Annotated in this window: 17 protein-coding genes; 8 read left to right on the top strand and 9 right to left on the bottom strand. The window is 74.2% G+C overall.

Annotation, left to right across the window (positions count from 1 at the left end; all coding sequences use genetic code 11):
- The first annotated feature begins 112 nt into the window (after positions 1-112).
- Positions 113-1000 carry an SPFH domain-containing protein gene (locus tag D5H75_RS26350; protein ID WP_242454530.1) on the top strand — a complete coding sequence of 296 codons (888 nt, stop codon included), beginning with the start codon at positions 113-115 and terminating at the stop codon, positions 998-1000.
- Between the two features lie 234 nt (positions 1001-1234).
- Here D5H75_RS26350 and D5H75_RS26345 read toward each other — a convergent pair whose 3' ends face one another.
- The 5 genes from D5H75_RS26345 to aceB form a co-directional block, all read right to left on the bottom strand.
- Complete coding sequence (locus D5H75_RS26345) at positions 1235-1981, bottom strand: IclR family transcriptional regulator (RefSeq protein ID WP_242454529.1); 747 nt, start codon at positions 1979-1981, stop codon at positions 1235-1237.
- Positions 1978-3243: a (Fe-S)-binding protein gene (locus D5H75_RS26340; protein ID WP_119929233.1), complete on the bottom strand. Its 1266-nt coding sequence runs from the start codon at positions 3241-3243 to the stop codon at positions 1978-1980. The genes D5H75_RS26345 and D5H75_RS26340 overlap by 4 nt, the downstream gene beginning before the upstream one ends.
- Positions 3244-3292: 49 nt before the next feature.
- Positions 3293-4585 carry an FAD-binding oxidoreductase gene (locus tag D5H75_RS26335; RefSeq protein ID WP_242454528.1) on the bottom strand — a complete coding sequence of 431 codons (1293 nt, stop codon included), beginning with the start codon at positions 4583-4585 and terminating at the stop codon, positions 3293-3295.
- On the bottom strand, positions 4582-6024 hold the full coding sequence (locus D5H75_RS26330) for an FAD-linked oxidase C-terminal domain-containing protein (protein WP_119929231.1): 1443 nt from the start codon (positions 6022-6024) through the stop codon (positions 4582-4584). The genes D5H75_RS26335 and D5H75_RS26330 overlap by 4 nt, the downstream gene beginning before the upstream one ends.
- 202 nt (positions 6025-6226) lie before the next feature.
- Complete coding sequence (gene aceB, locus D5H75_RS26325) at positions 6227-7828, bottom strand: malate synthase A (protein WP_119929230.1); 1602 nt, start codon at positions 7826-7828, stop codon at positions 6227-6229.
- Between the two features lie 241 nt (positions 7829-8069).
- Here aceB and D5H75_RS26320 point away from each other — a divergent pair, with 241 nt between their 5' ends.
- The 7 genes from D5H75_RS26320 to D5H75_RS26290 all read left to right on the top strand — a co-directional run bounded on the left by D5H75_RS26320 (position 8070) and on the right by D5H75_RS26290 (position 18328).
- Complete coding sequence (locus tag D5H75_RS26320; protein WP_119929229.1) at positions 8070-8426, top strand: hypothetical protein; 357 nt, start codon at positions 8070-8072, stop codon at positions 8424-8426.
- Between the two features lie 232 nt (positions 8427-8658).
- Positions 8659-9354 carry a DUF4097 family beta strand repeat-containing protein gene (locus D5H75_RS26315; RefSeq protein ID WP_119929228.1) on the top strand — a complete coding sequence of 232 codons (696 nt, stop codon included), beginning with the start codon at positions 8659-8661 and terminating at the stop codon, positions 9352-9354.
- Positions 9355-9550: 196 nt separating this feature from the next.
- On the top strand, positions 9551-10981 hold the full coding sequence (hflX, locus tag D5H75_RS26310) for a GTPase HflX (RefSeq protein WP_242454527.1): 1431 nt from the start codon (positions 9551-9553) through the stop codon (positions 10979-10981).
- A 1200-nt stretch (positions 10982-12181) separates the two neighbouring features.
- On the top strand, positions 12182-13390 hold the full coding sequence (gene hutI / locus D5H75_RS26305) for an imidazolonepropionase (RefSeq protein WP_119929226.1): 1209 nt from the start codon (positions 12182-12184) through the stop codon (positions 13388-13390).
- Between the two features lie 24 nt (positions 13391-13414).
- Positions 13415-14272, top strand: a complete 858-nt coding sequence (locus tag D5H75_RS26300) for a DegV family protein (RefSeq protein WP_202638532.1) — start codon at positions 13415-13417, stop codon at positions 14270-14272.
- A gap of 832 nt (positions 14273-15104) precedes the next feature.
- Entirely contained in the window at positions 15105-15719 is a 615-nt protein-coding gene (locus tag D5H75_RS41935; protein WP_202638531.1) for a ComEA family DNA-binding protein, read from the top strand.
- Positions 15716-18328 (top strand): ComEC/Rec2 family competence protein, encoded by a 2613-nt coding sequence (locus D5H75_RS26290; RefSeq protein WP_242454526.1) that lies wholly within the window; start codon positions 15716-15718, stop codon positions 18326-18328. Before D5H75_RS41935 ends, D5H75_RS26290 begins: the two co-directional genes overlap by 4 nt.
- Here D5H75_RS26290 and D5H75_RS26285 read toward each other — a convergent pair.
- The 4 genes from D5H75_RS26285 to D5H75_RS26270 form a co-directional block, all read right to left on the bottom strand.
- Positions 18255-18686 (bottom strand): RNHCP domain-containing protein, encoded by a 432-nt coding sequence (locus tag D5H75_RS26285; protein ID WP_119929222.1) that lies wholly within the window; start codon positions 18684-18686, stop codon positions 18255-18257. The genes D5H75_RS26290 and D5H75_RS26285 overlap by 74 nt on opposite strands.
- A gap of 66 nt (positions 18687-18752) precedes the next feature.
- On the bottom strand, positions 18753-19109 hold the full coding sequence (locus tag D5H75_RS26280) for an RNHCP domain-containing protein (RefSeq protein ID WP_242454525.1): 357 nt from the start codon (positions 19107-19109) through the stop codon (positions 18753-18755).
- 515 nt (positions 19110-19624) lie between these two features.
- Positions 19625-20176 (bottom strand): hypothetical protein, encoded by a 552-nt coding sequence (locus D5H75_RS26275; RefSeq protein ID WP_119929220.1) that lies wholly within the window; start codon positions 20174-20176, stop codon positions 19625-19627.
- A 300-nt stretch (positions 20177-20476) separates the two neighbouring features.
- Positions 20477-21040 carry a TetR/AcrR family transcriptional regulator gene (locus D5H75_RS26270; RefSeq protein ID WP_119929219.1) on the bottom strand — a complete coding sequence of 188 codons (564 nt, stop codon included), beginning with the start codon at positions 21038-21040 and terminating at the stop codon, positions 20477-20479.
- Positions 21041-21100 lie beyond the last annotated feature (60 nt).

The following is a 21100-nucleotide window of genomic DNA, read 5'->3' as shown; positions in this document are numbered from 1 at the left end:
CGGGCGATGGCCGTACTTATGGGGCGCATCGGAATGTGGTGGGAGGTGTGACTCTTGTACGGTTTCGGCCATGAATTCTGGGAAGGGCAACGTCCCGGCAAAGAAAAGCCGGGTGGGGCGGATCGTGCTGCTCGTCGTCGCGGGGGTGGTCGCGGTGACGTTCGGGCTCACGGCCTGCACGCGGGTCAGCACCGGGCCGGACGAGGTCGTGCTGCACTACGCCGGGGGGATCTTCGAGGCGCGCAAGTTCTCCGACTGCATCAACCCCTCCAGCGGGATGCAGATCGACGGGCCGGGGGACACCCACCACACCTATCCGTTCGGGCAGCGCACGTTCGACTTCTCCGGCTCCGGGGACGCGGAGTCGCGGCCGATCAGCGTCGTGTCCAAGGACAACGTGCAGATGGAGGTCGCGGGGGTGGCGACCTTCGCGCTCAACACGGACTGCCAGACGCTGCGCAGGTTCCACGAGCGGATCGGGCTGAAGTACGGCATCGACTTCGCCGAGGGCGAGCCCGCCGGCTGGAAGCGCATGCTGAACGTCTACTTCAAGCAGCCCCTGGACCGGGCGATGGACGCGGCGTCGCAGGAATACGAGTGGAAGAAGCTCTTCAACGACCCGAACGTCAAGCAGCAGTGGGAGCAGCGGGTCGGGGTCCTCGCGCGGCAGTTCATCAAGGAGGCGGCCGGCGGGGAGTACTTCTGCCAGCCCAACTACGGCGGCACGGGGGAGTGCGGCGACGTGGTCCTGACGATCCAGAAGCCGGAGCCGCCGGACAGCCTGGTGGACGCGATGGCCGCCGAGCAGGCCGCCAAGCAGCAGAACCTCGCCCAGCAGCAGATCAACACCAAGGTGAAGACCGAGCTGGAGTCCATCAGGGACCTGGTGAAGGTGCTCGGGCCGCAGGGGGCGATCCTGTGGAAGGCGATCCAGGACGGGCGCGTGACGGTGGTGCCGGTGCCGCAGAACGGCAGCATCAACATCAGCCCCAAGAAGTGAGCCCGAATCCCCCTTCACCTTGATGTGACCGCCTGACCACCCCTTCGGCCGTACGGCCCGCGGCGCGCACCGGACCTGCCGCGCGGAGGCCGTACGGCCTGGCGGGCTCGTCGATCACGGCATGCGGGACACTCGCAGCGGACAGGAGGCCGGGACAGGAGGCCGGGACAGGAGGCCGGGACAGGAGGCCGGGACGGGGGCCGGGGGTGGCGGGGCGTCAGCGGGCCGGGGGCGTCAGCGGGGCGGGCCGAAGACCTCGGCGCCGAGGTCCTCGGCGATGCGGCGCATGCCGGCGTAGAGCGTGTGGCGGGGCAGGGCGTCGATGCGCTCGGCGGGGCCTGACACCGAGAGCGCGGCGACCACCCGGTCGTCGTCGCGGACCGGCACCGCCATGCAGTGGACGCCCAGTTCCTCCTCGCCCAGGTCCAGGGCGAAGCCGCGGGAGCGGACCAGGGCCAGCTCGGCCAGCATGGCCTCCACGTCGGTGATGGTGTTGGCGGTGCGGCGGGGCAGGCCGGTGCGCTCCAGGAGGGCCGCGCAGTGGTCGTCGGTGCGGTCGGCCAGCAGCACCTTGCCCACCGCCGTGGAGTGGGGGAGGACGCGGCGGCCTACCTCGGCGAACATGCGCAGGCGGCGCGGCGAGGGCACCTGGGCGACGTAGACGACGTTGTCGCCTTCGAGCACGGCCATGTTGGCGGTCTCGCCGGACAGGTCCACCAGGCGCGAGAGGTACGGCCGGGCCCAGACCGCGACCAGGCGCTCGGCGGCCTCGCCCAGGCGCAGGAGGGAGCCGCCGAGGGCGTAGCGCTTGTCGGCGCCCTGGCGAACGTAGCCGCGGGCGAGCAGGGTCTGCAGCAGGCGGTGGATCGTGCCGTAGGGCAGGCCGGTGCGGTCGGCGATCTCCGAGATGCCGGCCTCCCCGCCGTACGCCGTCAGGGCCTCCAGCACGTCGAACGCCCGGTCCACGGACTGGATGGTCACGGCCTGCCCCCTCGCAGGAGGGCGCGGGCGGGGCGCGCGCGCAGGGAGGCGTCGAGGAGCTGCGCGGTGTGCGCGACCGCGATCTCCCGCCCCCGCCGGGCCAGCGCCGAGGTGATCTGCACGGTGCAGCCGGGATTGGCGGAGACCAGGAGGTCGGCGCCGGTGGCCAGCACGTTCGCGGCCTTGCGGTCGCCCAGGTCGCGGGCGGCCCCGGGCTGGAAGAGGTTGTAGGTGCCGGCCGAGCCGCAGCAGATCGCCGAGTCCGGGACCTCGACCACGGTGAGGCCGGGGATGGCCGACAGGAGCGCGCGGGGCTGGGCGCGGACGCCCTGGGCGTGGGCCAGGTGGCAGGCGTCGTGGTAGGCGACCGTGATCTCCAGCGGGTGGCGCGGGGCCGCCGGGCCCAGTTCCGCCAGGAACTCGGCCAGGTCGCGCACCTTGGCGGACAGGGCGGCGGCGCGCGCCGACCAGGCGGGATCGTCGGCGAGCACGTCGGCGTAGTCCTTCATCGCCGAGCCGCAGCCCGCCGCGTTGACCACGATCGTGTCCACGCCCGCGCGCTCGAACGTGCGGATCACCCGGCGCGCCAGCCGCCGCGCCTGCTCCGGACGGCCCGCGTGCAGCGACAGCGCCCCGCAGCAGGACTGGCCGCGCGGGATCACCACGTCGCAGCCCTCCAGCGCCAGCACCCGGGCGGTGGCCGAGTTGACCTGGGGGAAGAACTCGCCCTGCACGCATCCGGTGAGCAGCCCGACCACCGCCCGGCGCGGACCGCGCGCCCGGACCAGGCGCGGCAGGCGCACCCGGGCCGTCAGCTCGGGGGCCAGCGCCTCCATGGCCGCCAGCGGCCCCGGCAGCGCGCGGCGGACCAGCGGGGCCAGGCCGCTCGCCTGATAGAGGCGGAGCGGGCCGCGCAGCGCGCGCAGCAGGCGGGGGCGGGGGAACGTCGCGAAGACCAGGGCGCGGAACGCGCGCTCGGCCAGGGGGCGGCGGTGCTCCCGCTCCACCACCGCGCGGGTCTCCTCGATCAGCCGGTCGTAGCGCACCCCGGACGGGCACGCCGTCACGCACGCCATGCAGCCCAGGCACGCGTCGAAGTGGCCGGCCATCTCCGGGGTGACCGGGGTGCCCTCGACGTGCTGCCGCATGAGGTGGATGCGCCCGCGCGGGGAGTCCATCTCCTCGCCCCACAGCACGTAGGTCGGGCAGGTGGGCAGGCAGAAGCCGCAGTGCACGCAGTCGTCGATCAGCTTCGGATCCACGCTCGCCTACCTCCCGCCGTCATCGCCGGCCGTCCTCGTGCGCCCATGCCTAGATGCCCCCCGCGAACCGGCCCGGTGAGACACGGTAACCGGGGTCGAAGCGTTCCTTGACCCGGCGCATCAGCGGCAGCGCCGCCACCGGGCCCCACAGGTCCAGCCGCGGCCGCACCGGGTCGGGGGCCCGCCGCACCACCACGTGGCCGCCGAGCGGGCCCAGCTCCGCCCGCAGCAGCGGCACGAACTCGGCGGGCACCGAGGGCTCGACGTCCGGCAGCAGGCCCAGGCACAGCGCGCCCGCCCCCGATCCGCGCACGGCGGGCCGCGCGCCGGCGCGCCCCGCGGCCTCGTCGATCGCCGCCAGGACCCGGCCCAGCGCCGACAGCGGGAACGTCACCTCGACCAGCACGCCGCCGTCGAGCGAGGGCAGCCTCCCCCACCACACGGGCGGATCGGCGGCCACCTGGGAGTCGTAGCCCAGGATCCGCCGCACGGCCTGGCTCCGCGCGGCCACTCCCTCGGGCACGCCCTCCAGCAGGACGGCCACGCTCACGGGCGCGCCCGGCCCGGTGCGCTCCACCTCCACCGCGCTCGCCACCGCCTGGGACCCCGCGACCTGGTGCGCGGCTCGCGCGGCCTCCTCGGCCCCGGCGTAGACGGCGGTGACGAAGGCGCGCGCGGCCGGGAGCGGGTGCAGGCGGAAGGTGGCGTCCACGATGAGCCCGAGCGTGCCGTAGGAGCCGGTGTAGAGCTTGCCCAGGTCGTAGCCGGCGACGTTCTTCACGACCTTCCCGCCGGAGCGGGTGATCGCGCCGTCGGGCCGGACGACCGTGATGCCGATGAGCAGGTCGCGGGCCGTGCCGTACAGCAGGCGGCGCGGCCCGGCCGTGGCGGTGGCGAGCGCGCCGCCGACGGTGGCGGAGCCGGTGGGGTCGTCGAGCACGAGCTGCTGCCCGTGCTCGGCCAGGACGCCGGCGAGGTCGCTCAGGGCCATCCCGGCGGGGACGCGGGCCACGAGGTCGCCGGGCGCGTGCTCGACGTCGCCGGTGAGCCCGGACGTGCGCAGGATGACGTCGAGCCGGTTGGGCGGCGCGCCCCAGTCGAGCTTGGTGCCCGCCCCCGTCGGCACCACGGCCAGGTCGTGCCGGGCCGAGGCGCGCATGACCGCCGCCGCCTCCTCGGCGGAGCGGGGCGTGACCACCCAGGACGCGGCGACCCCGGAGACGGCGTCGCCCTCGCCCGCGGGCCGCACGTCCGCGCACGCCGCCCGCAGCGCCGCCCCCACGTCCCCGTGCCCGCCGGCCGGCCCGGTGGCGCCGCCGTCCATGCCGTCCGCCGGGGTCAAAACAGCTCCGCCTCTCCGGAGGCGACCAGCGGGTGCACCCCGCGGCGCACGCCCGGGGCCTCCCCGCACAGGCGCGGGGTGGGGAAGACCTTGCCGGGGTTGCAGAGGTTCATCGGGTCGAAGGCGCAGCGGAGGAGCTGCATGGTGTCGAGATCGTCATCGCCGAACATCTTCGTCATGTATCTGGACTTGTCCACGCCGACGCCGTGCTCGCCGGTGATCGAGCCGCCGTGCTCCACGCACAGGTCCAGGATCCGGCCGGAGACCTCCTCGGCCCGCGTGCCCTCCCCGGGCACCGCGTCGTCGAACAGCACCAGCGGATGCAGGTTGCCGTCTCCGGCGTGGAACACGTTGGCCACGCGGATGCCGTAGTCCGCCGACAGCGCGTCGATGGCGGCCAGCACCTCCGGCAGGGCGGTGCGCGGCACGACGCCGTCCTGCACGATGTAGGCCGGGCTGATCCGGCCCACGGCCGCGAACGCCGACTTGCGCCCGGTCCAGACGGCGGCGCGCTCGGCGTCGTCGCGCGCCACGCGCAGCTCGAACGCGCCCGCCTCGGCGCAGATGGTCTCGACCCGCTCGAACTGGTGGCGCACCTCGGCCTCGGGCCCGTCCAGCTCCACGATCAGGACCGCGCCCGCGCCCTCGGGGTAGCCGCAGCCCACCGCCGCCTCGGCCGCCTCGATCGCGAGCGCGTCCATCATCTCGATCGCGGCCGGCACGATCCCCGCGCCGATGATCGCCGACACCGCCCGGCCGCCGCGCTCGATCCCGTCGAACGCCGCCAGCAGCGTCAGCACCGCCTCGGGCGTGCGCGTCAGCCGTACGACCACCTTGGTGGCGATGCCCAGGGTGCCCTCCGAGCCGATGAACGCGCCGAGCAGGTCGTAGCCGGGGTCGCCGCCGCCCAGCCAGGTGATCTCGCCGTCGGGCGTGACGATCTCGCAGGCCAGGACGTGGTTGACGGTGAAGCCGTACTTCAGGCAGTGGGCGCCGCCGGAGTTCTCCGCGACGTTGCCGCCGATGGAGCAGATCTGCTGGCTCGACGGGTCGGGGGCGTAGTAGTAGCCGTGCGGGCGGGCGGCCTGGCTGATCGCGAGGTTGGTCACCCCGGGCTCGACCACGGCCCGCTGGTTCGCCACGTCGATCTCGATGATCCGCCGCATGCGGCTGGTGACGATGAGCACCCCGTCGGCGCGGGGCAGCGCGCCGCCGGACAGCCCGGTGCCCGAGCCGCGCGCGATGTACGGCGTGCGGGCGGCGTTGCACTCGCGCACGATCTCGGCGATCTGCTCGGCTGTGCCGGGCAGCACCACGATGCCGGGCGTGGCCCGGTGGACCGTGAGGCCGTCGCACTCGTAGGTGCGCAGCCGTACGGGATCGGTGATGACCCCGTCGTCACCGAGGATCTCCCGGAAACGTTCAGCCAGGGCTCGCATCCCGGCACCTCCTGACCCGTGCTCTCGGAGCCGATCGTCCGGCCCGGCGGCCGCCCGGATCGGGATCGGCCGCCGTCGCCTGCAATCTACGGCCCCGGCGGGCCTCGCAGGCCCCTGAGCCGCCGCGTTGTGGATAACCCGTCACGCCGCAGCTCACGGCCCTGTGGATAACTCCTGCGGGCCCGTGACCCGCGGCTCCGGGCTACGGCATGCGCGCGTACGCCGGCAGCGTCAGGAACTCCGCGAAGTCGTCGTCGAGCGCGACCTCCTTGAACAGCGCGGTCGCCTGGGCGTACAGCTCGACGTCGAACCGCTCGCCCAGCTCCTCACTGATCTTGGCCAGCTCCTCGTCGATGATGCCCTCGACCAGCGCCTTCGTCACCACCGGCCCGTCCGCGAGCCGGACGTCGTTGTGGATCCACTGCCAGATCTGCGACCGGGAGATCTCGGCGGTCGCCGCGTCCTCCATGAGGTTGTGGATCGCCACCGCGCCGTTGCCGCCCATCCAGGTGGCCAGGTAGCGCAGCGCCACGTCCACGTTGTTCCGCAGCCCCGCCTCGGTGATCTCGCCCGGCGTCTTGGACACCGCCAGCAGGTCGGCGGCGGAGACGTTCACGTCCTCGCGCTTGCGGTCGAGCTGGTTCGGCCGGTCGCCCAGCACCCCGTCGAAGACCTCCCGGCAGATCGGGACCAGGTCCGGGTGCGCCACCCACGACCCGTCGAAGCCGTCGCCGGACTCGCGCGTCTTGTCGGCGCGCACCTTCTCCAGCGCCGTCGCGTTGACCTCGGGGTCCTTGCGGCTCGGGATGAACGCGGCCATGCCGCCGATCGCGTGCGCGCCGCGCTTGTGGCACGTGCGCACCAGCAGCTCGGTGTACGCCCGCATGAACGGCGCGGTCATCGTGACCGAGTTCCGCTCCGGCAGCAGGTAGTCCCGCCCGCGCGTGCGGAACTTCTTGATCACGCTGAACAGGTAGTCCCAGCGCCCCGCGTTGAGCCCCGCCGAGTGCTCGCGCAGCTCGTACAGGATCTCCTCCATCTCGAACGCCGCCGGGTACGTCTCGATGAGGACGGTGGCCCGGATCGTGCCGCGCGGGATCTTCAGCAGCTCCTGGGCGGTCACGAACACCTCGTTCCAGAGCCGCGCCTCCAGGTGGCTCTCCATCTTGGGCAGGTAGAAGTACGGCCCCTTGCCCTTGGCGAGCTGGCGCTTCGCGCAGTGGAAGAAGTACAGCCCGAAGTCCACCAGGCTGCCGGAGCAGGCCCGCCCGTCCACCTCGATGTGCTTCTCGTCCAGGTGCCAGCCGCGCGGCCGGACGACGATCGTGGCCAGCTCCTCGTCCGGCCTGAGGGCGTACCGCTTCTCGCCCTGGCTGAAGTCGATCGTGCGGTCGAGGGCGTCGCGCAGGTTGAGCTGCCCCTCGATCATGTTCTCCCAGAGCGGCGAGTTGGCGTCCTCGAAGTCGGCCAGCCACACCTTCGCGCCCGAGTTCAGCGCGTTGATCGTCATCTTCCTGTCGGTGGGGCCGGTGATCTCCACCCGGCGGTCCACCAGCCCGGGCGCCGGCTCGGCCACCCGCCAGGAGTCGTCCTCGCGGATGTGCCTGGTCTCGGCGAGGAAGTCGAGGGTCCCCCCGGCGGAGAGCTCGGCCTGGCGCGCCTGCCGCGCGGCCAGCAGCTCGGCGCGGCGGGCGCCGTACCTCCGCTGCAGCTCGGCCACGAAGGCGAGCGCCTCGGGGGTGAGGATCTCGTCGTACCTCTCGCGGATGGGTCCGGTGACCCGCACGCCCTCGGGTGCCTGCATGGCGGCGTCCTCCTCGGTCTTCCAACTATTTTTCCACTGTACGGAAAGCTGCTTCTGCTTCGTGGAAGCTATGGGTGGGGAGCCTACTCCCGGGTAGCTGTCATGGCCACCACCGGGGTGGTCCTGCCCGGTACGGCGCGCTTCGATCGCGCCGCCGGGGGAGGCCTCCCTCTCGCGGGGGGCGCGAGAATCCCCGCCCCGGCGGGAGGCCGCCGCGCCCCGATCGCGACAGGCTCAGGTCATGGCGAACACACGAATCGGAATCGCGACGGCCGTCCCCCTGACCGCCCTCGGCGTGTGGGGCTTCCTCGCCCACGGCGGCCCGGACCAGAGCAGCACCAGGACCTACGTGGTCCAGGAGAACGTCGCCGACGTGCGCATGGTGCGCGGCGACGGCGACATGCGCCTCGTCGAGAGCGCGCGCACCGGCGTCAAAGTGACCGAGCGGCTGTCCTGGCGGCTGATCAAACCGGTCGCCAAGCACTCGGTCGAGGACGGCGTCCTGTCCCTGTGCGCCGACTGCCCCTGGTGGACCCGCCTCGGCGGTCTCTGCCAGGTGGACTACGACGTCGAGGTCCCGCGTGGCCGCGGCACCTGACCTCGCCCCCGCCGTACGGCACGCGCGGGCGTGCCGTACGGCGTGCGGGGCCGTGCGGTACGGTAGGGAGGGCCCGTGCCGTACGGCGGGCGGGAGCGCGGGCGGGGCGTGTCCCGGGCCCGTGCGGCGGGCGCTCGGTCTGCCGGGGGAGGCGCATCGTCCCCGCGGGCCAGGCCCAAGATGGTCCTCTGGCGGGACGTCCGGCCCTGCCGGGTACGGCAAACTCCTGGTCATGAAGTTCAAGCGAATCGGCCTCGCCGCGGCGGCGATCCCCCTGGGTGTACTGATCGTGTCCGGCTGTGGTGTGATCGGGCGCTCCGAGACCGAGACCAAGACCTATGAGGTCGCGGAGAAGGTCAGCGCGGTCAGGTTGGACAGCGGCGAGGGCGATGTCGAGTTCGTCGAGACCGGGCGCGGCGACGTGAAGGTGACCGAGAAGCTCTCGTGGCGGGGTGAGAAGCCCAAGCCGGAGCACCGGGTGGAGGGCGGCACCCTCGTCCTGACGTACGACTGCCCCGACGTCCAGCTCGGCGGGAGCTGCGGCATCGACTACGTCGTGGAGGTGCCGAAGGGGCTGGCCGTGGACCTCGAGACCGGCGCCGGGGACATCACGCTGCGGGCGCTGACGGGCACCATCAAGGCCAACACGGGCGCGGGGGGCCTGACGGGCGAGAACCTGGGCGCGAAGAAGGCTCAGGTCGAGAGCGGCGCCGGCGACGTCGAGCTGAGCTTCGTCTCCGCGCCCGACGACGTCGAGGTGCGGACCGGGGCAGGCGCCGGGACCGTGCGCGTGCCGGACGGGTCGTACCGGGTGGACGTGGGCACCGGCGTCGGCGAGGAGGACGTGCAGATCAAGAACGACCCCAAGGCCACGAAGCGCATCAAGATCGAGACTGGCGCGGGCGAGGCCAAGGTGCTCAAGCTCTGACGGACCCGTCCGCCGCCGCCGGCCGCTCCCGAGGGGCGCGCGTCGCGGAACCCGGTCGCTGAGGCGCCCCGGAGGGCCGGTTCCGGCCGTCCGGGGACGCGCCCGTATATGAGGTGAGGAATCCGGCCGGGTCATGCGACCATCGACGGGAAGACGCCGGGGCATCTCGGTGTTCAGTTCGACAGAGATGAAACTTATGCAGAGCAACCCCATCAAGTCCGAAGCGGATCTGGACGAGTTCGAGCCGGCCACGGGCGACCTGGAGCTGGCCGAGCGACAGGCGTTGCGCCGGGTCGTCGGACTGTCCACCGAACTCGAAGACGTCACCGAGGTCGAATACCGGAAGCTGCGGCTTGAGCGGGTCGTCCTCGTCGGAGTCTGGACCACCGGGACCGTCGCCGACGCGGAGAACTCCCTGCAGGAGCTGAAGCTGCTGGCCGAGACCGCCGGTTCCCAGGTGCTGGAGGGTGTGATCCAGCGCCGGCAGAAGCCCGACCCGGGCACCTACATCGGCTCCGGCAAGGCCCGCGAGCTCGCCGACATCGTCAAGTCCACCGGCGCCGACACCGTGATCGCCGACGGTGAGCTGACCCCCGGCCAGCTCCGCCAGCTCGAAGAGATCGTCAAGGTCAAGGTCATCGACCGCACGGCCCTGATCCTGGACATCTTCGCGCAGCACGCGCGCAGCAGGGAGGGCCGCGCCCAGGTCGAGCTGGCGCAGCTCAACTACCTCCTGCCGCGGCTCCGCGGCTGGGGTGGCAACCTGTCGCGCCAGGTCGGCGGACGCGCCGCGGGCGGCGTCGGCATCGGCGGCCGCGGCCCCGGTGAGACCAAGATCGAGCTGGACCGGCGGCGCATCCGCACCCGGATCGCCAAGCTGAACCGCCAGCTCGCCGAGATGTCCAAGGCCCGCGACACCATGCGCGCGCGGCGCCAGGCCCGTGAGGTCCCGGCCGTCGCGATCGCCGGCTACACCAACGCCGGCAAGTCCTCGCTGCTCAACCGGCTCACCGGAGCGGGCGTGCTGGTCGAGGACGCGCTGTTCGCGACCCTGGACCCGACCGTGCGCCGGTCGCGCACCCCGGACGGCCGCCTGTTCACGCTGGCGGACACCGTCGGGTTCGTCCGGCACCTGCCGCACCAGCTCGTCGAGGCGTTCCGGTCCACGCTGGAGGAGGTCGCCGACGCCGACCTGATCCTGCACGTGGTGGACGGCTCGCACCCCGACCCCGAGTCCCAGCTCACGGCCGTGCGCGAGGTCTTCGCCGAGATCGAGGCCGACAAGGTCCCCGAGATCGTCGTGATCAACAAGGCGGACGCGGCGGACCCGCTGGTCATCCAGCGCATCCAGAACCGCGAGAAGCACAGCGTCGTCGTCTCCGCCCGCTCGGGCGAGGGCATCGGCGAGCTGATGGCGATCATCGAGCGCGACCTGCCCCGCCTCGACCACGAGATCCGCGCCGTCGTGCCCTACGGCCGCGGCGACCTGGTCTCCCGCGTCCACAGCGAGGGCGAGGTCCTCAAGGTGGAGCACGGCGACGAGGGCACGCTGGTCCACGCCCGCGTCCCGTCCGGCCTGCTGGCCGAGCTGGAGCGCTACGCCGAGCCCGCCGAGACGCTGCGCTGAGCGTTCCCCGCAAGGGCCGACCGAGGCCGCGCGAGCACCCGCCGCTCGCGCGGCCTCGGTCTTTTCCCGGGCACTCCTGCTCCACCGCCTCCGGTCGCCGGGCTCGCGGCGGTCCGTGAGGCTTCGTGCGTTCGAACGCTTCCTGTGCTTTCTGTGCTTTCTGTGCGGCCTCCCGCGTGTCCGGCGTGGCTCCCGCCGTACGGCTTGCGCGCGGTACGGCTTGCGCGCGGTACGGCTTGCGCGCGGTACGGCTTGCGCGCGGTACGGCTTGCGCGCGGTACGGCTTGCGCGCGGTACGGCTTGCGCGCGGTACGGCTTGCGCGCGGTACGGCTTGCGCGCGGTACGGCTTGCGCGCGGTACGGCTTGCGCGCGGTACGGCTTGCGCGCGGTACGGCTTGCGCGCGGTACGGCTTGCGCGCGGTACGGCTTGCGCGCGGTACGGCTTGCGCGCGGTACGGCTTGCGCGCGGTACGGCTTGCGCGCGGTACGGCTTGCGCGCGGTACGGCTTGCGCGCGGTACGGCTTGCGCGCGGTACGGCTTGCGCGCGGTACGGCTTGCGCGCGGTACGGCTCGCGGGGTACGGCTCGCGCCGGCCTCGGCGGGCGGAGCGGGCGCGAGCCGTACCGGATGGGGCTCACGGGGCGGGGGGAGGCCGTGGGGAAGGGTTGACGGGCGTGACCCGGTGCGGGATCTTGGGGCCGAAACGTGTCCGCGCGGGGGAGCGGGCGCGGGGCCACGTGGGATTTCTCGAAGGGCGGACGGGGAGCCCCGATTAGGGGAGGTTTGAACCGCCCGTTTCGGGTGTCCTTTTCCTTGTGGGCATTTCACATTGTGGCTTTCGGGAGACATGATGCTCACGTGGTTTCGCCGGCGGCGAGAAGCGCTGACCTGGGGGCGGATCGGCGGTTAGGGTGGCCGGAGAGTTCACCGGATCGGGCCGTGGGGGAAGCGGCACATTGTTCTTCCCATTGGCCCTATACAGCGAGCCAGCCTGTGAAATAACGTAACTGAACTGAAATCGCCGGACCCCTGAGTCCCGGCGACCCCTCCAGGATGTCCCTGTCAAGGCGGTGCGGTCGCGACGCCGCGACCCCCGCGCGGAAGTAGGTGACCCCTATGGCCGGACTCCGCGAGCACCGCACAGGTGCGCCCGCGCCGTTCGGCCGTCCCGTCGTGCCCGAACGGCGGCGGTGATGCGATGACGGTTCGCCTGCTCACCAACATCGGCCGGCTCTGGACCGGCTCCGACGTGTGCAGCAACGCGGCCATCCTGCTCCACAACGACCGCATCGCCTGGGTCGGGAGGGCCGCGGACCTGCCGCAGAGCGTGCCCGGGGTCGTCGACGACATCGTCGACGTCGACCACGTCGAGAACCTCGGCGGCGCGCTGGTCACGCCGGGCCTGATCGACGCGCACTCCCACCCCGTCTACGCCGGGAACCGCTGGGCGGAGATGGCGATGCGCTCCGGCGGCTCCTCCTACAGCACGATCACCGCGGCGGGCGGCGGCATCGGCTCCACGGTCACCGTGACGCGCGGCACCGACCCGTGGACCCTGTGCGACAGCGTCCGCAAGCGCCTGCGCGAGTGGCTGCTCTCGGGCACGACCACGGTCGAGGCCAAGACCGGCTACCACCTCACCCGCGACGGCGAGCTCTCCGACGTGCGCATGCTGCGCGAGCTGGAGAAGGAGCCCAACATGCCGCGCATCCACGCGACCTTCCTGGCCGCGCACGTGGTCCCGCCCGAGTACTTCGGCCGGCAGCGCGACTACGTCGAGGCGGTCGGGGCCTGGTGCGGCGACGCGGCGGCGGCCGGGGCCGACAGCGTGGACGTCTACTGCGACGAGGGCCACTTCACCACCGACGAGGCGCGCTGGGTGCTCGCCTCCGGGCGCAACGTCGGGCTGCTCCCGCGCATCCACGCCGGCGTCAACAGCCGCAACGGCGCGGTGCAGCTCGCCGCCGAGGTGGGCTGCTCCTCGGCCGACCTGCTGCACTACACCTCCGAGGAGGACCTGGCCGCGCTCGCCAGGTACGGCGTGCCCGCGGTGATCTGCCCGGGCACCGCGCTCCAGCACCACAGCCGGCCGCCGGTGCGGCGCATGATCGACGCGGGCATCCCGATCGCGCTCGGCACCGACCACAATCCAGGCCACTGCGGCATCACCTCGATGTCACTGGTCATCGCCCTGGCCGTGACGGCGTTCGGGATGAGCGTCGCCGAGGCGCTGCGCGCGGCCACGCTCGGCAGCGCGTCCGCCCTCAACGCCCCCGACCGCGGGGTGCTCGCGCCCGGCCGCCTGGCCGACATCGTGCAGTGGGACGCCGATCACGAGGGCGCCTTCGCGTGGGCCTTCGGCCTCAAGCCGCGCCGGGTCTGGCGCGGCGGCCAGCCTGTTCAATAGATCACAGGCGGGTACTCTCTGCTCATGTCTGTCGCGGTCGTCACCGATTCCACCGCTTATCTCGCTTCTGAGGAGATAGCGCGGTTCGGGGTGACCGTCGTGCCCCTCCAGGTCGTCATCGGCGGGCGGGTGCTGGAGGACGTCTCCGAGGTGGGCGCCTCGGACGTCGCCGAGGCCCTCAAGAGCTGGTCCCCGGTGACCACGTCGCGCCCCGCCCCCTCGGTGTTCCTGGAGGCGTACGGCGAGGCCGCCGCGCGGGGCGCCACCGGCGTGGTTTCCGTCCACCTTTCGGCGGAGTTGTCGGGCACGGTGGAGGCGGCGCGGCTGGCGGCCGAGAAGTCCGGCATCCCGGTCATGGTGGTCGACACCCGGTCGCTCGGCATGGGTCTGGGCTTCCCGGTGATCGCGGCGGCCGAGGCGGCGACGCGCGGGGAGCCGCTGAACGCCGTCGCCGGCGCGGCCTCCCGCTGCGCCTCGCGGACCCGGTCGTGGTTCTACGTGGACACGCTGGAGCACCTGCGGCGCGGCGGTCGCATCGGCGCCGCCGCGTCCCTGGTCGGCACCGCCCTCATGATCAAGCCGCTGCTGCACATCGCCGACGGCGCGATCCTGCCCCTGGAGAAGGTCCGCACGTCGGCCCGGGCCATCGCGCGCATGGAGGACCTCGCGGTGACGGCCGCCGCGGGGAACCCGGTGGACGTGGCCGTTCAGCACCTGGCGGCCCCCGGGCGCGCGGCCGAGCTGGCGGAACGCCTGGCCGCTCGCGTCCCCTCACTGCGCCGCCTGCACGTGGGCGAGGTGGGTGCGGTCATCGGCGCCCACGTCGGGCCCGGGATGCTCGGCGTCGTCGTCTCCCCGGTTGTGGACGGCCAGCCCGCTTAACCCGGATATTTCAGGACTCGCCCGAAGCGGCTGTCCACAGAACCGGGTTCGGCCTGAATCGGGCCGCGCCGGTCTCCGTACCGTCACGACCGTGCGTACCAAGCGGCGTTCCCAGCAGCGAGCGGCCCTCGCCGAGCAGCGCCTGCTCGCTCTCCTCCAGCCACCACCCCCACCCCGGCCGGCCACCCTCCCCCGCCCGCCGTCCCTGGCGACCCTCCACGCGGAGCCAGGTCCTCCCACCCCGCGCCGGGACCGCCCCGATGAGCGTGGGCGGCTCCCCGTGATCGGCGGCCCGCCGGCGGCTCCCCGTCAGCCGGGCGAGGAGTTCCCCGGCCCGGCCCCGGCCTCGGCCGCCGCGCCGATCCGCCCCGCGGATCTCGCCTCCGCGCGCGATGCGGCCTCTCTCGCCATGCGCGCCGAGCACGACGAGGACCCGGCTCGATCCCCGGCCGAGAGCGGGGACGCGCCGTGGTCCCGAGGCGGGGAGGGGGACGCGGCCTGGGAGCGTGGTGGGGGCGTGGCGCGGGAGCACGGCGGGGGCGCGGGCCTGCCTCAGGGGCGTGGCGGAAGCGGGGGCGCGAGCCGGGAGCCGGCAGCGGGCGACGGCGCGGCACCAGGCCGGGGCGTCGTCGGGGCGGGGGGTGGGGGAGCGGTCTGGTTCCGAGGCGGGGACGGGGCTCGGGGGCCGTGGGAGGACGAGGGCGGGGGCTGGGGTGGGAGCGCCGCCGGGGCGGGAGGTGAGGGGGACCGGGTGGGCGGGGGCGTGGCGGGGGAGGGGCCGCCCGCCGGGATGGTCCGGTCGGGTCCTGTGGAGCCTGGAGGGAGGTTCTCGATGTCCTTGTTCGACCCGGGCGGGGGCGGAGTGCGGGTGCTGGTGGTGATCGGGGCGCTCGCCGCGCTGGCCGGCGGCGGTTACGCGTGGCTGTCGCGCCCGAGCGCCGAGCCGGTCCCGGTGGCGGTGACGACGCCGGCCGCCACACCGGCTCCCTCGCCCGCGCCCCCGCCGACGGCGACCGGCGTCGTCACCGTGCACGTCGCGGGCAAGGTCCGCCGTCCAGGCGTCGTACGGCTCCCGCTCGGCTCCCGGGTGACCGACGCCGTGACGGCGGCCGGGGGCCCGCGCGCGAACGTACGCGTCGACGCCCTCAACCTCGCCCGCAGGCTCGTCGACGGCGAGCAGATCGTGGTCGGCGCGAAGACGCAGCCGCCCCAGGCCGCCGCTCCGCCCTCGGCGGGCGGCCCCGGGGCACCTTCCGAGCTCGTCGACCTCAACACCGCCACCGCCGGCCAACTGGAGGAGCTCCAGGGCGTCGGCGAGGTCCTGGCCGGGCGCATCATCGAATACCGCGACCGCCACGGCGGCTTCCGCACCGTCGACCAGCTCCGCGACGTCACCGGCATCGGCCCCAGCAAGTTCGCCGACCTCAAGGACAAGGTCCGCGTATGACCCGGCCATGGCGCATGCCGCGCCCCGGCTCCGGGCGCGGCACGGCCCCGCCGGAGAAGAACCGGGCTCCCGGGAAGGACACGGTCCCGCGGGCGGAGCGCCCGTCCCAGGGCAGGGGCGCGGACTCACGGGCGGACGGCGGCCTCGTGCGCGAGGGGGCCTTCACCTGCCGGCTGCTGCTCCCGGCGCTGGGGGCGTGGCTCACCTCCCTGGTGCTCCTGCGGGCCTCGCCCGTCGTGGCGTGGCTCGTGCTGGCCGCCGCCGCGTCGGCCGTGGCCGTCCTGGCCGCCCCGCCTCTCCTCGCGCGAGCCCCTGGGCGGATCGGGCGGGGCCGTGCCCTCCGGCGGCGCGCGGAGGGCGAGGGGCGGGCGGGGTGGCGGAACGTCGGGGTCGGGGTGCTGGTCTGCGTCGCCGGGGCGGCCGGGGCTGTGGGCTTCCGGTTGGAGGCGGTCAGGGGCGGGCCGGTCGCGGAGCTGGCGGGGCGGGAGGCGGTCGCGGAGGCCGAGGTGGTGCTGACGGAGGACATGCGGGTCCGGGCGGGACGGGGCGGAGCCGTTCCGGGGGAGCCGGTCCTGGGGCGGGGGAGGGTGGAGCGCGTGTGGGCGCGGGACGGGGCGGTTCGCGTGCGCGCGCCGGTGCTCCTGCTGGCGGACGGCCGTCGGTGGCTCGGGCTGCTGCCCAGCCAGCGGGTGCGGGTGACGGCGCGGTTCGCGGCGGCGCGCGAGGGGGAGCTGCTGGCGGCGGTGCTGCTCGTCCGGGGGCCGCCGGAGGTGGCGGGGGAGCCGTCGGGGCTCCAGCGGTGGGCCGGGGGGTTGCGCGCGGGACTGCGCGAGGCGTCCACCACGCTGCCGCCGGCGCAGGGCGGGCTGCTCCCGGCACTGGTCATCGGGGACACCGCGCGGATGGACGAGCAGGTGCGCGCCGACTTCCGGGACGCGGGCCTGGGCCACCTCACCGCGGTCTCCGGGGCGAACCTGGCGATCATCGCGGGCGCGGCGGTCGCGCTGGCGCGCTGGGCCGGGCTCCCGCTGGTGGCGCGGGGCGGGTTCGCGGCGCTCGCCATGATCGCGTTCGCGGTGGTCGCCCGGCCCTCGCCCAGTGTGCTCAGGGCGCTCGTGATGGGGCTGATCGCGGCGGTCGCGCTCGCCACCGGGCGGAGCCGCCACGCGTTCACCGCGCTCACGGTCGCGTCCCTGGGGCTGGTGCTCTTCGACCCGGAGCTCGCCGCGTCGTACGGCTTCGCGCTGTCGGTCTGCGCGACCGGCGGCATCCTGCTCCTCGCGCCGCGATGGCGGGACCGGTTCGCCCGGCGCGTGCCGTTCCCGCTCGCCGAGGCGCTGGCGGTGACCGCCGCCGCCCAGGCCGCCTGCACCCCGGTCCTGGTGCTGATGACCGGCGGCCTCGGCCCCGCGTCCATCCCCGCCAACCTGCTCGCGGGCCCGGCCGTGGCCCCGGCCACGGTGCTCGGGTTCCTCGTCGCGCTCGTGGCGCCGTTCCAGATGGAGGTCGCCCGGCTCCTCGCCCACCTGGCCGGCGCCCCGGTCTGGTGGATCGTGACGGTCGCCCGGATCGCCGCCGCGCTGCCCGGCGCCACGCTCCCGTGGCCGGCGGGCTGGCCGGGCCTGGCCCTGCTCCTCGTGGCGGGGTTCGCCGCCTGGGTGGTGGTCCGCCGCCACGCGCTCCGCCGCACGGTCGCCGTGGTCGTCGCGTGCGCGCTCCCGGCGCTCCTGGCCGTGCGCTGCGCCGCCGCGCCCTGGCCGCCGCCGGGCTGGCTGCTGGTGGCCTGCGACGTCGGCCAGGGCGACGCCTTGGTCGCGAACGCCGGCGACGGGCGCGCCGTGGTCGTCGACACCGGCCCCGACCCCGTGGCCGTGGACCGCTGCCTGCGCCGGCTCGGCGTGCGCGCGATCCCGCTCCTCGTCCTCACCCACCCGCACCTGGACCACACCGCCGGCCTCTCCGGCGCCCTCCGCGAGCGCCCCGCGGGCGCCGTCCTCCTCAGCCCCTACGGCCGCGACGGCTCACGACCGGACGGGGAGGGACCCTTCGGGGTCGACGTCCGCCACATCCCCCGGGGGGTCCCCCTCTGGCACGCCCGGGCGGGCACCCGCTGGCGCTTCGGCGCCCTGGAGATCACCGTGGTCGCCGCCGCCGAGACCCTGACCGGCGGCGACGACGCGGTGAACAACGCCAGCGTCGTCCTCCTGGCCCGCTGGCCCCAGGCCACCGTCCTCCTCCCCGGCGACATCGAGCCGGAGGCCCAGCGCGACCTCGTGCGCCGGGGAGTCCCCCGCGCCGACGTCCTCAAGGTCCCGCACCACGGCTCGGCCAAGCAGGACCCGGCCTTCCTCCAGGCCACCGGCGCCCGCGCCGCCCTCATCAGCGCGGGCTCCGGCAACTCCTACGGCCACCCCGCCCCCGGCACCCTCCGGCGGCTGGCGGCCCTCGGCATGAGGACCCACCGCACCGACCAGGAGGGCGACCTGGCCCTGACCACCACCCGGCCCGGCACCCTCCTGATCACTTCCAGCCAGGTCAGGAGGGGATGCCCGGGAACGCGGAGCCGGGGGAGAGGCGGGGGTCGGAGGCGAGGAGGTGGGGCGTGGTGAGGGGGCGCAGGGCCAGGCGGATCAGGGGGAGGGGGTTGTCGTCGCCCGCGATCCGGTTGGCGCTGAGGGTGCCGCAGGCGGCGCATTCGTGGATGATCAGCCATTCGCCGTCGGGGCGGGTGGTGAGGCTGATCGGACGCATCCGGCCCCCGCAGGCGGCGCGGCGGTCGCCGGGGACGTCGCGGTCCAGGTGGAGGCTGGTCAGGCAGTGCGGGCAGTGGTTGCGGTGGGCGGTGCCCGGGGCGGCCAGCGGCACGTCCAGGCGGCAGTGGGCGCAGCGGAAGGCGTCCGCGCCGGGCGCGTGGAGCGAGGGCTTGGGGCGTTGCGGGCGGTTGCGGCCGGGCTTGCGGCGGGGCATGACAGTGACGGATCCCATCTCGTACGGCCGCCGCGGGCCGCCCGGGAGCGGCCCGCGGCGGGGTGATCACAGGTTGCCGAGGGTTTCCAGCGGGAACGGCGGCTGGGCGAGTGGCCGTACGGCCATGCGCACGAGGATCAGCCGGTTGTCGTCCGCGTGGACCGGGGCAGACGCGAGCTGCCCGCACCGGGTGCAGCGGTGGATCACGCGCCAGCCGCCGTCACGCGGCGCCGCGATGGAGATGGGTGTCATGGCGGCGCGGCACTCGGACGGCCCGCCCTCGGCCTGGTCGAGGACGTGCCTGGAGTGCAGGCAGGCCGGGCAGTGGTGACGCCGCTCGCCGTCGGGGCCGAAGGTGGTGACGGTGAGGCCGCAACGTACGCAGTCGAAGGTTTCGGTGACACGAGGGAAGGTGGTGGACACCTGGATACTCCTTGCCGGTGCTTCCTGGTCAAAGGGCAGCAAGGGAGCGCCGAGCATGCCTCGGTCGCGGCCGGGCGGCGCGGGCCGTACGACAGCCGGGAACGGCCGTCGTGCGACGGAGCCGCACGGCCGGGACGGGCGGATGCGCCAGGACGTCCAGCCGGGCGTGGCGAGAACGCGTCAGCGTGAAGTCACGCGGACGGGGTGCGCGTCAGCGGCGGGGACGCCCCGGGGCACGGGGAGGCACGCAAGGCGCTGACCGGGTCATAAATCGTTCCCTCCCAGATGCGGACACCCGCGTTCGCTGACGAAACCGACGCCGCGAACGCTAACAGGGCGCCCGCGCGCCGGGCCACCGATTTTTCCCCGCCCCGTACGGCGGGCGGCGGGCCGGCGCGGTGGGCGGGGCGGCGCGGTGGGCGGGGCGGCACGGTGGATGGGCCGGCGCGGTGAGCGGCCGGGCCCGGGACATGGGAGAGGGCGCGGAGACGGCCTCCGCGCCCTCCGGGAACGGGTCAGTTCACGCAGTCCTGGTTCTTGAGGGCCAGGGCCAGCTCGTAGACCCTGTCGTGGTCGTCGACCAGGAAGTAGTAGTGCGCCTTCGGGTTGCCCGGCACCGAGACGTACGGGAAGTTCGGCCCCTGCTTCAGGCCGGGGTACGCCTTCTTGACCTGGGCGAGCGTCGATCCGATGCCGATGCCCTTCGGCGTCCGCGCCTTCGCCGGGGCGAAGATCACCGCGACTCCGCGCCGCTTGGAGATGTAGAGGCCGACCTTGTCGCGCGGGTTCCGGTGCGCCTTGAAGTCCCAGGCCGAGCAGTGGTCGCGCCACTTGAGCACGATCTGCCCGGTCGCCGTGGCCTGCCTCGCCGTCATCCCCAGCTTGACGCCGCGGTAGCCGTACGGGCCGAAAGAGCCCTGTGCCTTGGACGCGGCGTTCGCGGCCGCGGGCGGCGCCGGCTCGGTCACCGCGGCCCCCGACGGCGCGGCGGACACCAGCAGCGCGCCCGCGATCAGCGTTCCGGCCAGCGCGAACCGTCCGAGCCCGCGGCCCTGCCTCTGAATCATCTCTCCCCCTGCGTGGTCGCTGACGAGGCTGTCCCGTCGCCTCCTCTGATGGACCCGCAGGGCGAAAGGTTCGCGCCCGCATCCGGATTTCCGGTCACCGGTCCGGCCGCGGCCCCAAGCCACCCACCCGAACCGGGGCACTCTCTCCCGAACCACTCGAACTCCCGAACCACTCGAAGATCCCAGACCACCGGCCACCACCCCGAACCCCGCCAACGGCTCCCCGGGCTCGGCCCGCCGCGTCAGCGCCGGCCCCCGAGCTCGCGCCCCGGGGCCTGGTGGCCGGTGCGTGCGGGTGGGTCAGGCCTCGTAGGCGCCCAGGGCGGAGGCGGTGATCGTGCGGACGACCACGTCCTCGGGGTGGTCCATGGTCCACAGGACGCCGCTGTAGATCGCGCCGAGGGCGCACCAGGCGCGGGTGGCGAGTTCGGGGGAGGGGTCGCCGCCGGTGAGGCGGGCGTGGATCTCGTCGCGGAAGGTGGCGATGGGCCGGGCGATGACCTCGGCGGCGCGCGTGTCGGCCGTCCCGCCCGTGAAGCCGCCGGTGAGCGGGTCGCCGAGGAGGAGGCGGATGACCTCGCGGTGCCGTACCGCGAACTCGGCGAGCTCGGTCAGGAAGGCGCGGCGGTCGCCGCCGAAGTCCCGGCCGAGCAGGGTGAGGATCTCCTCGGCGGCGGGGGTGAGCAGCTCTTCCGCCAGCCGGTCCTTGGGGTGGAAGTGGTAGGCGACCGCGGTCTTGGACAGGCCGACGGCGGCGGCGATGTCGGCGAGGGAGGTCGCGGCGTATCCCCGGGCGGCGAACAGGCGCTTGGCGGCGGCGAGGATGCGTGCCCGGGTGTCGGCGGATTCCGCTGATGTGGTCATTGTCTCAGTTCCTCCCGGACGTATTCCCGCGCCCGATGGGCACACGTATCGTCGTGAACG

The organism is Bailinhaonella thermotolerans (assembly GCF_003594875.1).
Taxonomy (GTDB): domain Bacteria; phylum Actinomycetota; class Actinomycetes; order Streptosporangiales; family Streptosporangiaceae; genus Bailinhaonella; species Bailinhaonella thermotolerans.
Note: the sequence above shows the minus strand (reverse complement) of the source record. Positions and strands in the feature narration are given on the sequence as shown.

Bases quoted from the DNA above. Each gene is read 5' to 3' on its own strand.
- D5H75_RS26330 (WP_119929231.1), bottom strand. From the start codon at position 6,024: ATGCGAGCCCTGGCTGAACGTTTCCGGGAGATCCTCGGTGACGACGGG.
- aceB (WP_119929230.1), bottom strand. From the start codon at position 7,828: ATGCAGGCACCCGAGGGCGTGCGGGTCACCGGACCCATCCGCGAGAGG.
- D5H75_RS26320 (WP_119929229.1), top strand. From the start codon at position 8,070: ATGGCGAACACACGAATCGGAATCGCGACGGCCGTCCCCCTGACCGCC.
- D5H75_RS26315 (WP_119929228.1), top strand. From the start codon at position 8,659: ATGAAGTTCAAGCGAATCGGCCTCGCCGCGGCGGCGATCCCCCTGGGT.
- hflX (WP_242454527.1), top strand. From the start codon at position 9,551: ATGCAGAGCAACCCCATCAAGTCCGAAGCGGATCTGGACGAGTTCGAG.
- hutI (WP_119929226.1), top strand. From the start codon at position 12,182: ATGACGGTTCGCCTGCTCACCAACATCGGCCGGCTCTGGACCGGCTCC.
- D5H75_RS26300 (WP_202638532.1), top strand. From the start codon at position 13,415: ATGTCTGTCGCGGTCGTCACCGATTCCACCGCTTATCTCGCTTCTGAG.
- D5H75_RS41935 (WP_202638531.1), top strand. From the start codon at position 15,105: ATGTCCTTGTTCGACCCGGGCGGGGGCGGAGTGCGGGTGCTGGTGGTG.
- D5H75_RS26290 (WP_242454526.1), top strand. From the start codon at position 15,716: ATGACCCGGCCATGGCGCATGCCGCGCCCCGGCTCCGGGCGCGGCACG.
- D5H75_RS26285 (WP_119929222.1), bottom strand. From the start codon at position 18,686: ATGCCCCGCCGCAAGCCCGGCCGCAACCGCCCGCAACGCCCCAAGCCC.
- D5H75_RS26275 (WP_119929220.1), bottom strand. From the start codon at position 20,176: ATGATTCAGAGGCAGGGCCGCGGGCTCGGACGGTTCGCGCTGGCCGGA.
- D5H75_RS26270 (WP_119929219.1), bottom strand. From the start codon at position 21,040: ATGACCACATCAGCGGAATCCGCCGACACCCGGGCACGCATCCTCGCC.